The sequence below is a fragment of the Streptomyces sp. NPDC054847 genome, assembly GCF_053610925.1.
Window position 1 is genome coordinate 1 of the sequence record NZ_JBSGZJ010000256.1, and the last position, 10227, is coordinate 10227.

The following is a 10227-nucleotide window of genomic DNA, read 5'->3' on the forward strand; positions in this document are numbered from 1 at the left end:
GTCGTGGCCCGCCCCTCACCGTGTCACCGGTCCAGCAACTGCGTGAAACTGCCCGCCCGGGCCCGCTGTTCCAGCTCGTCCAGGGCACGTACGGCCTCAGCCGCGGCCTTCGGGTCACGTTCGCGGAGACCGCTCTCCTCGAACTCGTCCTCGTCCAGCCGGAGGATCTCCTTGCCGTCCGCCGACACCCACAGGTCCAGATCCAGGTCCTCGACGCTCAGCCCGCCGGCCTCATCGAGCTCGGCGGGCCGAGTGATGTCGCAGTACCAGCCCTTGAGCACGCCGTCGTCCGTGCGGACCTCATTCACCGAGTACCAGCGGTCCCGCCAGTAGTGCTCGGTGAACACATCGCCGGGCTCGAAGCGTACGAAACCGAAGTCACGCACCCCGGGAGCCGCCCACAGGGCGCGGACCGTGACATGTGTGCCGTCGTCGGAGAGCAGGTCCGCCGGATAGCGGATCTTCGTCACCCCCGCCTTGATCAGCCGTACCTCAATCGAGGGTGCGGACATGGCGGACCTCCGACGCGCAGATCTCGTACCCGAACCACTTGTTGATCGCGAGCATGGGGCCGTTGTCGCCGTCGTTGCTCGTGAACGCGTCGGTGTAGCCCGCCGCACGGGCCCGGCGCAGCGAGTCGGTCTTGGCGAGCTTGGCGTACCCCTTGCCGCGGTGGGCACGCATCGTGCCCGTCATGCCGGACAGATAGCGGGTGCCGCCGTCCGTCATGGCGGCCGTGTACGCGGCGACCTCGCCGTCGACCATCACCACGGAGCTGAGCCGCCGGTCGAGCAGCGGTTGGTTCCAGGTGTGGCTCAGCCAGTCCTCGTAATCGTCGAAATCGATGGGGATGTCGCTCGGCTCGTCCGACGTGGCCTCGGCGTCCGCCTCGAACATCGGCCGCGGGTCCGCCTCGAAGTCGGCGGCGGTCCGCAGCTCCACGCCCGGGGGCGGCGCGGGCAGTTCCGGGAGCGGCCCGTTCGCCAGATCGAGGCGCTGGAAGTGCGCCGAACGGGTCGGCCGGTAGCCGCGCTTCTCGGCGAACGCGAGGTTCCGCGGCTCCTTCAGCACCCACGCGTACACCTTCGCCGCCCCCTCCGCCCCGAGATGGTCCTCCGCGACGCGCAGCAGCAGCCCGCCCGCGCCGTGGCCCTGGTGGTCGGGGTGGACGTGCGGGGTGACGAAGCCCTGCCCGGGCTCCGCCGCGTCGTACGCGATGCCGACATGGGCGGTGCCGATCAGCTCCCCGTCCTTCTCGGCGACCAACAGCCGGTACTTCTTCGCCGGGTTGGCGTTCTCGACGTCGAAGAGGAGCGACTCGGGGGTCATCACCTCGAACGGCAGCGACGCGCGGCGTACTCGCGTCACGGCTTCGGCGTCCTCAGGGCGGAAATCACGGACGATCACAGTCATGGGCAGGCACGGTACGCGCCGACGGGCACGATCGCCCGGGAATTATCGGGCGGTGCGAGAATCGGCCGGTGACCTTGAACATCACCATCGACGCCGACGCGCCGGACGCGCCCTACGAGCAACTGCGCGCGCAGATCTCCGAACAGGCACGCTCGGGCGTGCTGCCCGTCGGCCACCGGCTGCCGACCGTCCGTGGCCTCGCGGAGGAACTCGGGCTCGCTGCCAACACCGTGGCGAAGGCGTACCGGGCGCTGGAGGGGGACGGCGTCATCGAGACGCGCGGCCGCAACGGCACGTTCGTCGCGGCGGCGGGTGACGCGGCGGAGCGGCGGGCGGCGGCGGCCGCGACGCAGTACGCGGTCGAGGCACGCCGTCTCGGCCTGAGCCGGGCGGCGGCGGTCGAGGCGGTGGAGACGGCGCTGCGGGTGGCGTACGACGGGGAGGCATGACGGGGCCCTGCCGCGGGCGGTGCGCCTGCGGCAGGCTTGTTCCCAACCGTCCCCTACGGCCTGGCGGCCGTGGCGGGACCCCCACTACCCGAACCAGGGCAAGCCCCGGGCCCGTACGGCCTTCGGCCGTGCCCTCAATCGCCGGGCGGGCTGGAAGTACCGCTGCGCGGCGTCCAGCCCAAGGGCGGAGGAGAATTCAGCCCCGCTGGGGGTACCCTCTCACGCACGCCAGGGCGTAGGAGGAGTTCGAGGCGCGGGGTGCGGGGGCAGAGCCCCGAAACACGCGCGGAGCGCGGTGCCGGGCCGGGCGCACCCCGGATGTGGCCGGGCCCCGCCTCATGGGCGGGGCGAGGTGCCTCTCAGGTTCCTGACCCCGGGCCCGGCGGGAGGTGGACGGTCATGATCAGGTGGCAGGTTTCGGTGCCGGAGCCGCGGTAGGTGTGGGGGGCGTCGCCGTCGAAGGTGGCGGTCTGGCCGGATTCAACGGTGTGCTCGGTGCCGTCGACCACCAGGGTCATCCGGCCGGCGGTGACGCTGACGGTTTCCACGACTCCGGCCTGGTGGGGATGGCTGGGGTATTCCTCGCCCGGTTCCAGCCGCCAGCGCCAGACCTCGACCGGGGCAGGGCCCGAGGTCGTCAGCATGAGCCGGGCCTCACTGCCCTGCGCTCCGGTCCACAGCGGCGCGACAGCGTCGGCGGTCACGACGCGGACGCGTCCTTCGGGTGACCCTTCCATCAGGGCGGACACGGAGACGCCGAGTGTGTCGGCCAGCCGTACCAGGGTGCCGAAGTTGGGGTTTCCCTGAGCCTTCTCCAGGCCCACCAGCGCACCTTTGCTGACCTGGGCGCGTCGGCTGAGCTCGTCGAGGGAGAGCCCCGCGCGGTTGCGGGCCGTCCTGACGTTGTGCGCGAGCGTCCGCAGGGCGGCGGCCGTCTCGGCCATCCGATCACCATCCTCGAGTCCGGTCATTGCAATGCACCGCACGGTCATTCGGTTGACATGGGGCGGTCGTTCCGTTGTACGGTTCAGTCGTTCCGTTGAAATAGTAAGGGATGTACGTACCGTGATCGCTCTGCTGCTGGCTCTGGGCAGCTCCCTCGCCTACGGATGCGCCGACTTCCTCGGCGGTCTCGGAGCCCGTAAGGCTCATGTGCTGCGCACCGTGATGATCGCGGCACCGGCCAGCCTTGTGGTCGAACTGCTGCTGTGGCCGGTGCTCGGCGCCTCGTTCAGCCCCGGCGCCCTCGCCTGGGGCGCCGCGTCCGGCGTCGCCTCGGCCGCCGCGTTCGCCCTGCTCTACCGCACCCTGGCGATCGGCCCGATGAATGTGCTCTCGCCCGTGACCGCGCTGGTGTCCGCCGTGCTGCCCGTCGGTGCGGGCCTGATGCAGGGCGAGCACCTGGCGACAGCCGGACTGGTGGGCCTGCCGCTCGCGCTGGTGGCGGTCGTGCTGGTCAGCGCGGGACACGGCGCCGGGACGGCACGTCCCTCCCGTACCGCGCTGCTGCTGGCCTTCGGCGCGGGCGCCGCGATCGCCCTTCAGCTGATCTTCCTGCACCAGGCGCCGTCCGACAGCGGAGTGGCGCCGTTGATCGTCGGCCGGGCGGTCGCTTCGGCCGTCACCCTGACCGCGGCCGGCCTGATGTACCGCAGGCTGGGCTCCGAGCGGCCCGCCTACGCCCTGTCGGCGACAGCCGGCGTGCTGGACTCGGTGGCGAACCTGCTGTTCCTGCTCGCCGCCCGCAGCGGGGACCTCGCCGTCGTCGCCGTGATCACCGCCCTCTACCCGGCCGGCACCGTCCTGCTCGCCCGCAGCGTGCTCGCCGAACGCATCCACCGCGGGCAGCTCGTCGGCCTGGGCGCCGCCGCCGTCGCCGTCAGCCTCCTCGCCCTGACCTGATCGGCCCGCAGCCCCCCGACAGCACCGACCACGTACGGAGAGAAGCATGTTCATCCAGCCCTGGGACGCCGGCCTGGACGAAGCCGAATGGCAGACCTGGATCGCCGAAGGCCACGACTTCGGACAGCTCACCGTCAACGGCCTGCCCGGTCACCCGCCCGTCGCCGTCCCCACCCACTTCACCAGCGAGACCGGCCATCTCCTGGTCCACCTCGCCCGGCCCAACCCGGTCTGGAAGGCGATCGAGAACGACCCCGGTGTCCTGTTCACCGTCTTCGGCGACTACGCCTTCATCCCCGGCCCCTGGCGCGCGAAGACCGGCACCCCGCCCACCGACGGCGTCCCCACCAGCTACTACACGGCCGTCCAGTTCACCTGCCGCGCGCACATCGTCGACGACCCCGAGGCCAAGGCCGAGCTGCTCCGCCGCCAGCTCGCCCACTTCCAGCCCGACGGCGACCACGCACCCGTCGCCGTCGACCAGCCGCCCTACGGCCGGATGCTGCCGGGGATCCGCGGCCTGCGCCTTGAAGTCACGGACGTACGGGCCAAGTTCAAGTACGACGACCACAAGCCCGTCGAGCACCGCACCGCCGTCGCCGACCACCTCACCGAACGCGGCCAGGGTCTCGACGCCCCCACCGCGCGCCAGCAGCGCCGCCGCCTGGGCCGCATCGGCCCCTGGCAGCCCTGACCATCGAGCCCGTAGGTGCACACGAAAGGGAGAATCCGCCCGTGCCCGCCTTCCGTATCGCCCCCGCCGTCGCCGACGCCTTCCCCGACACCCTCATCGCGCTGGTCACCGCCACCGGCCTCCAAGGCCACGAACCCTGGCCCCGCACCACCGCCGCCGTGGAAGAACTCGAGCAGCTGCTTGCCGACGGCACCTGGCATCCCGCCGACGACCACGTCACCGGCGACGTCGACATCCGCCACGCGGACGGCACCGAGTCGTTCACCCCCCTCGGCGCACCCGGCACCGTCGAGAACCCCAAGCCCGGTGAGGTCGTCTACACGGACGCCACCGGCGTCCTGACCAGGCACTGGAACCACCGCGACGCCCCACCGCACCCGCGTCACCGAGAGCTCCACACACGTCGCCTTCGTCCTCGAAACCCTCCAACGCAACCCGCGACGGCCACCTCCTCAAGGCCGCCGCGGAGGAACTGCGGAACCTGCTCACGCCGCACGCCGAGCAGGCCACCGTGCACTACATCAGCGCGGCACAACCCCGAGCCAGCACCACCTGAGGCGTCGCGCCGACGCCGAGGCGTGACGTCGCCACGGAGAGCATCACCCTCAGAGGTAAAGTCCCGCGTCCGGGCCCGGCGTCTGGGAGGGGACCGACGCCGGCGTCGTCCCGCGGCGGAGCGCGTACAGCTCCGCAAGCGTGGCGCCCTCCCGGTTCACGCCCTTCTCCGTGCCGAGCCAGGCCACCGACTCCCCGCGGGTCAGCGGTCCGACCTCGATGCGGGCCAGGCAGCGGCCCGGGCGGACGACCGCCGGGTGGAGACGTTCGAGGTCCTCGTTGGTGGTGACGCCCACCAGGACGTTGCGGCCCTGGCCGAGCAGACCGTCCGTCAGGTTGAGCAGGCGGGACAGGGCCTGGCCCGCCGTGTGCCGTGCCTCGCCGCGGATCAGCTCGTCGCAGTCCTCCAGCAGGAGCAGCCGCCAGCGTCCCTTCGAGGTGCCCTCGTCCTCGCCGATCGCGATGTCCATCAGATAGCCGACGTCGTTGAACAGCCGCTCCGGGTCCAGGACGCAGTCGACCTGGCACCAGTCGCGCCAGGAGCGGGCCAGGGTCCGCAGCGCGGACGTCTTGCCCGTGCCGGGCGGGCCGTGGAGCAGCAGCAGCCGGCCCGCGATGTCGTCGGGGGTGACCTTCATCAGCCGGTCCATCGCGTCGGCGACGGGTGCGGTGTAGTTGGCCCGGACCTCTTCCCATGTGCCGGCCGCGATCTGCCGTGTCGTGCGGTGCGGGCCCCGCCGCGGCGAGACGTACCAGAAACCCATGGTCACGTTCTCCGGTTGCGGCTCCGGCTCGTCGGCCACGCCGTCGGTGGCCTCCTTGAGGGTCTTCTCTGCGAGGTCGGCGCTGACGGCGGTGACGGTGACGTCCGCGCCGCGGTTCCAGCGGGAGACCAGCAGCGTCCAGCCGTCGCCCTCGGCGAGCGTGGCGCTGCGGTCGTCGTCGCGCGCCGAGCGCAGCACCGTCGCCCCGGACGGCAGCATCGTCGCGCCGGGCTTGACGCGGTCGATCGAGGAGCTGAACGAGTACGGCTGCTCGCCCGTCGCGAAGCGACCGAGGAACAGCGCGTCGATGACGTCAGAGGGTGAATCACTGTCATCGACGTTGAGCCGGATCGGCAGCGCGTCCTGAGGGTTGGCAGACATGGCGCCCATGATCCGGCACGGCCCCTGCCGCCGCACCGTGTTTTGCCCGGTGCGGCGGCACGGACCGGTTCAGCGGCGCGCCGTGGCGGCGGGCGTGAAGGCGTTCAGGCGCGCGGCGGCCCGGCGGGCCCGGCGCACGACGGCGTAGCCCTTGGTGAGGGCCCGGTCCTTCGCGAAGTTCCTGACGAGGTCCCGCCCTTCGACGAGCCGTTCGAACTCCGCCGGCCCGGTGCTGCGCCGTACGGTCAGCCGCCGCAGCGCGTACGGCCCCTGGCGCCGCGCCGCCAGGGCGTTGCCGACGGCGAGGGACTGAGAGAATCCCGCGGCGCGGACGGTGCCGCGCACCCGCCGGTCGGAATAGCCGTAGGGGTAGGCGAAGGAGACCGGCGCGGTTCCCAGCTCCTGGGCGATGACGTCCCGGCAGTGGGCCGTCTCGTGGGCGAGACGTTCCCCTTCGAGCTGGTCGAGCTGGGGGTGGGTGTGGGAGTGGCCGCCGATCTCCGTCCCCGCCGCGGCCAGTTCACGCACCTGGTCCCAGTCGAGCATCGTGTCCGGTGCGCCTCCCTCGTCGTGTTCTCCCCGCAGCCACCCGGTGGACACGAACACGGTGGCCGCGAAGCCGTGTGCGGCGAGGACGGGGAGGGCGTGCCGGTGCACCCCCTCGTATCCGTCGTCGAACGTGATCAGCACGGGCCGGTCGGGCAGCGGCCGGCGTCCGTCCGAGCGCCAGGCGTCGCCGAGTTCGGCGGTCGTGACGGGGGTGAACCCGCGTTCCGCCAGCATCCGCATCTGCTGTGCGAAGGCCCTCGGCGCGACCGAGAGACCGTGGGCCGCGGAAGCGGGCCGCTCCCCGACGGCGTGGTACATCAGGATGGGTACCGGCTCGTTCACCGCGCGGCCTCCGACGGCGCCGTGCTCGCGATCGGTCCCGAGGAGAACGCCGCGGCGCCCCTGCGCGCCCGTACGCCGCCGACCACGTACCCGGCCGCGGCCGCCGCGACTCCCGCGACGATCGCACCCGCCCGGCCCGCGCCGCCCCGTCGGCCGAGGGCCGCGTCACGCAGCCCTCGGGCGACGCCGGCCGGCAGGACCCGGGTGGTGTAACGGCGTTCCGACTCGAGCCCTTTGCCCGCCCCGACGCTGCGGGCGACGAGCGCCTTGGACAGGCCCTCCGCGTAGCTGCGGCTGCCGAAGTAGCCGAACCGCTCACGCGCGGCGGGGACCCGGTGGTGGATGACCGCGCGGTCGTCGATCAGCAGCACCGCGTCCGGCAGCGCCCGGGTGAGCCTGATGCACAGTTCGGTCTCCTCGCATCCCAGAGGCCGCCGGTCGCCGTCCCGCCCGATGCCGGTGGCGAAGCCGCCGCAGGCGTCGAACGCGGCACGCCGGAAGGAGGCGTTGCCGCCGAGGACGTTGCGGACCCTGACCTTCCCGGGCGGCAGGCCCCGGTAGGTGCAGCCGACGACCCAGTCGAACTCCTCCGGGAACCACACGGGTCTGCGGCCGGAGGCCCACGCGGGCAGGGTGCGCCCGCCGACGGCCATGACGTGCTCGTCGTCGTAGCCCTCGGCGAAGTACCGCAGCCAGTCCCGTTCGGCCACGGCGTCGTCGTCGAGGAAGGCGACGAAGTGGCCGAGGGCCGCGGCGATCCCGGTGTTGCGGCCGGAGGACAGGCCACGGGGGCCCGCGTTGGCGAGCACCCGCACCTCCCGTTGCCCTGCGTACCGGTCGTGAAGCCGCCCGAGCAGCGCCGGATTGTGGTCGACGACGAGCAGCGTCTCGAGGGCCGGCAGCGTCTGCCGTCCGACCGAGGCGACCGCCGCGAGGATGTCCTCCCAGCGGTCCTCGGTGTACGCGCAGATCACCACGGAGAAGTCGCGGCCCCCGGCACCGGGGCTCAAGACACCTCTCCCCGGACGGTCGTGACGCCGATGGCCGCCGGCCGGCGGCGCGCGGCGCGCCGTACGCCCTTCTCCTGGAGGATCACCTTCAGGACCCGCAGTCCGTCCCGCACGGCCCGCAGGTTGCTGACGCCGTGGATGCGGAGGTACTCGTGGCTCGGGACTTCCTGGACCCGCAGCCCGGCCTTGACCACGCGGATGTTCATCAGGGTCTCGATCTCGAAGCCGGTGCAGTCCAGGGCGATCTCGTCGAGGCAGTGCCTCCAAAAGGCGTTGTAGCCGTAGCACAGGTCGGTGTAGCGGGCGCCGAACTTGGCGTTGACGACCGCGCACAGGACCCGGTTGCCCAGCCGGCGCACCCGGGTCATGTCGTCCGTGCCGCCGCCGTTGGCGAAGCGGGAGCCCTTGGCGAAGTCGGCACCGGAGACCAGGGCGGAGACATAGGAGACGATCTCCTGCCCGTCTGCGGAGCCGTCGGCGTCGACCATCACGATGATGTCGCCGGTGCAGGCGGCGAATCCGCTGATGAGGGCGTCGCCCTTGCCTTTGCCGAGCTGCTGGACGACCTTGACCCCGGGCCACAGGTCGCGGGCCACCCCGACGGTGCCGTCGGTGGAGTTCCCGTCGACGAGCACCACTTCGTGGATCCAGTCGGGCAGCGTCTTGAAGACGTACGGAAGGTTCTCCGCCTCGTTCATCGCGGGAATCACCACGCTCACGGGCGGGGTGATGGCCAGGTGCGACGAGATGGGCCGGTATCTGGCCGACGGGCGGGCGAGTTCGTTCACCGGATCTTGCCCCGGGGCCGCCGGGTGCAGGACTGAGCTCATGGCCTTCGTTCCCTCTCTCCACCGGTGGACCGCCCTCCCCAGGGCGGTCCGGATGAGTGTCCGGTTCGAAAGGGGGGTGTTCTGCTCATCGGCCCATGGCGAAGCGCCGCTCCGTGCTGGGTCGGTCGAGCCGGCATCACTGGCCGAGCGGTCCACGGCCCGTCATGAACGCGAGCGCGGAACCGGCACGGCACCCCCCTGCCGTAACACCCGCCCGGAGTCCATCGCGGTGCCGTTGCCCTCCCCTGAGCCGCTTGCGTGATGGACCGGTGCGGGTGGATGTACGACGGTATTGATGATTGGGACTGTATGACAAGACCGCGTCAGAGAGGCCTGTTTTCGTCTTTTTTGACGGTGAATCAACCACCAGGTGCCGTACTGTCCCAACCGCACCACTGACTCGTCAGTAACATTTTTGGCATGGACACTTCCGGTGAACTCTGTCCCCTGGTACGAAAGTTGAGGCAGAGATCCTGCTATAGGGAGGTTCCATGAAACTGTCCCGAGCCGCGGCATTCTCATCCTCACTCCTCCTCGGTGCCGTCCTCGCTCTCACCGGAGCAGGTCAGGCGCAGGCCGACTCGACCGCCCAGTCCTTGGACTACGTGGCCCTCGGCGACTCCTACTCCTCCGGCGTGGGAGCCGGCAGCTACGACAGCGCGAGCGGCAACTGCAAGCGCAGCACCCGGGCCTTCCCCAAGCTCTGGGCCAACGCGAACTCACCCTCGTCGTTCGCCTTCACGGCTTGCTCGGGCGCCCGTACGGGTGATGTCACGGCAAGTCAGCTCGGTCCCCTCAGCTCGTCCACCGATCTCGTCTCCATCACCGTCGGCGGCAATGACGCGGGCTTCGCCGACGTCATGACCACGTGCGTCCTGCAGTCCGAGTCCACCTGCCTGAACCGGATCGCCCAGGCGAAGGCGTACGTCGACTCGACACTGCCCGGAAGGCTCGACCAGGTGTACTCGGCGATCAGTGCCAAAGCCCCGGCGGCGCGGGTCGTCGTCCTCGGCTATCCCCGTTTCTACAAGCTGGGCGGCAGCTGTATCGCCGGCCTCAGCGAGAACGAGCGGTCCGCCATCAACGGCGCCGCCGACCACCTCAACACGGCGATCGCCAAGCGCGCGGCCGACCACGGCTACGGCTTCGCAAGCGTCGTGGGGACGTTCACCGGCCATGAGATCTGCTCCGGTTCCGCCTGGCTGCACAGCGTCAACTGGCTGAACATCGGAGAGTCGTACCACCCGACCGCGGCCGGCCAGTCCGGCGGCTACCTGCCGGCGTTCAATTCCAACGCCTGACCGCTTTCCGGCCCTCCGTCAGCAACCGGTTCACGGC

Annotated in this window: 11 protein-coding genes and 1 pseudogene; 5 read left to right on the forward strand and 7 right to left on the reverse strand. The window is 71.2% G+C overall.

The features are described 5' to 3' along the window. Window positions 1-23 precede the first annotated feature (23 nt). Both ACWGH4_RS22835 and ACWGH4_RS22840 read right to left on the reverse strand, forming a co-directional pair. On the reverse strand, window positions 24-512 hold the full coding sequence (locus tag ACWGH4_RS22835) for a DUF402 domain-containing protein (protein WP_453463804.1): 489 nt from the start codon (window positions 510-512) through the stop codon (window positions 24-26). After that, a complete protein-coding gene (locus ACWGH4_RS22840; RefSeq protein WP_453463807.1) occupies window positions 493-1413 on the reverse strand; it encodes a GNAT family N-acetyltransferase in 921 nt (306 codons plus the stop codon). Before ACWGH4_RS22840 ends, ACWGH4_RS22835 begins: the two co-directional genes overlap by 20 nt. A gap of 68 nt (window positions 1414-1481) precedes the next feature. Between ACWGH4_RS22840 and ACWGH4_RS22845 the strand changes: the two genes are divergently transcribed. Continuing rightward, window positions 1482-1862: a GntR family transcriptional regulator gene (locus ACWGH4_RS22845; RefSeq protein ID WP_453463810.1), complete on the forward strand. Its 381-nt coding sequence runs from the start codon at window positions 1482-1484 to the stop codon at window positions 1860-1862. 359 nt (window positions 1863-2221) lie between these two features. Here the strand turns inward: ACWGH4_RS22845 and ACWGH4_RS22850 are convergent, their stop codons facing one another. Continuing rightward, on the reverse strand, window positions 2222-2806 hold the full coding sequence (locus ACWGH4_RS22850; RefSeq protein ID WP_453463813.1) for a helix-turn-helix domain-containing protein: 585 nt from the start codon (window positions 2804-2806) through the stop codon (window positions 2222-2224). Between the two features lie 121 nt (window positions 2807-2927). Between ACWGH4_RS22850 and ACWGH4_RS22855 the strand changes: the two genes are divergently transcribed. The 3 genes and pseudogenes from ACWGH4_RS22855 to ACWGH4_RS22865 all read left to right on the forward strand — a co-directional run bounded on the left by ACWGH4_RS22855 (window position 2928) and on the right by ACWGH4_RS22865 (window position 5014). Then, window positions 2928-3764, forward strand: a complete 837-nt coding sequence (locus ACWGH4_RS22855) for an EamA family transporter (RefSeq protein WP_453463815.1) — start codon at window positions 2928-2930, stop codon at window positions 3762-3764. A gap of 46 nt (window positions 3765-3810) precedes the next feature. Continuing rightward, window positions 3811-4458: an FMN-binding negative transcriptional regulator gene (locus ACWGH4_RS22860; protein ID WP_453463818.1), complete on the forward strand. Its 648-nt coding sequence runs from the start codon at window positions 3811-3813 to the stop codon at window positions 4456-4458. A gap of 41 nt (window positions 4459-4499) precedes the next feature. Further along, a pseudogene (locus ACWGH4_RS22865) lies at window positions 4500-5014 on the forward strand (phenylalanine--tRNA ligase beta subunit-related protein). A gap of 49 nt (window positions 5015-5063) precedes the next feature. Here the strand turns inward: ACWGH4_RS22865 and ACWGH4_RS22870 are convergent. From ACWGH4_RS22870 to ACWGH4_RS22885, 4 genes are all read right to left on the reverse strand, one after another. After that, complete coding sequence (locus ACWGH4_RS22870) at window positions 5064-6158, reverse strand: DUF5925 domain-containing protein (RefSeq protein WP_453463821.1); 1095 nt, start codon at window positions 6156-6158, stop codon at window positions 5064-5066. Window positions 6159-6227: 69 nt separating this feature from the next. Further along, window positions 6228-7025 carry a polysaccharide deacetylase family protein gene (locus ACWGH4_RS22875; RefSeq protein WP_453463832.1) on the reverse strand — a complete coding sequence of 266 codons (798 nt, stop codon included), beginning with the start codon at window positions 7023-7025 and terminating at the stop codon, window positions 6228-6230. Window positions 7026-7045: 20 nt separating this feature from the next. Further along, on the reverse strand, window positions 7046-8059 hold the full coding sequence (locus ACWGH4_RS22880) for a glycosyltransferase family 2 protein (protein ID WP_453463824.1): 1014 nt from the start codon (window positions 8057-8059) through the stop codon (window positions 7046-7048). After that, window positions 8056-8889 (reverse strand): glycosyltransferase family 2 protein, encoded by an 834-nt coding sequence (locus ACWGH4_RS22885; RefSeq protein WP_453463826.1) that lies wholly within the window; start codon window positions 8887-8889, stop codon window positions 8056-8058. The genes ACWGH4_RS22880 and ACWGH4_RS22885 overlap by 4 nt, the downstream gene beginning before the upstream one ends. A gap of 491 nt (window positions 8890-9380) precedes the next feature. On the opposite strand from ACWGH4_RS22885, the gene ACWGH4_RS22890 reads away from it, so the two are divergent. Further along, window positions 9381-10190 (forward strand): SGNH/GDSL hydrolase family protein, encoded by an 810-nt coding sequence (locus tag ACWGH4_RS22890; RefSeq protein ID WP_453463829.1) that lies wholly within the window; start codon window positions 9381-9383, stop codon window positions 10188-10190. Window positions 10191-10227: the final 37 nt, after the last annotated feature.

Bases quoted from the DNA above. Each gene is read 5' to 3' on its own strand.
- ACWGH4_RS22835 (WP_453463804.1), bottom strand. From the start codon at position 512: ATGTCCGCACCCTCGATTGAGGTACGGCTGATCAAGGCGGGGGTGACG.
- ACWGH4_RS22840 (WP_453463807.1), bottom strand. From the start codon at position 1,413: ATGACTGTGATCGTCCGTGATTTCCGCCCTGAGGACGCCGAAGCCGTG.
- ACWGH4_RS22850 (WP_453463813.1), bottom strand. From the start codon at position 2,806: ATGGCCGAGACGGCCGCCGCCCTGCGGACGCTCGCGCACAACGTCAGG.
- ACWGH4_RS22860 (WP_453463818.1), top strand. From the start codon at position 3,811: ATGTTCATCCAGCCCTGGGACGCCGGCCTGGACGAAGCCGAATGGCAG.
- ACWGH4_RS22870 (WP_453463821.1), bottom strand. From the start codon at position 6,158: ATGTCTGCCAACCCTCAGGACGCGCTGCCGATCCGGCTCAACGTCGAT.
- ACWGH4_RS22875 (WP_453463832.1), bottom strand. From the start codon at position 7,025: ATGTACCACGCCGTCGGGGAGCGGCCCGCTTCCGCGGCCCACGGTCTC.
- ACWGH4_RS22885 (WP_453463826.1), bottom strand. From the start codon at position 8,889: ATGAGCTCAGTCCTGCACCCGGCGGCCCCGGGGCAAGATCCGGTGAAC.
- ACWGH4_RS22890 (WP_453463829.1), top strand. From the start codon at position 9,381: ATGAAACTGTCCCGAGCCGCGGCATTCTCATCCTCACTCCTCCTCGGT.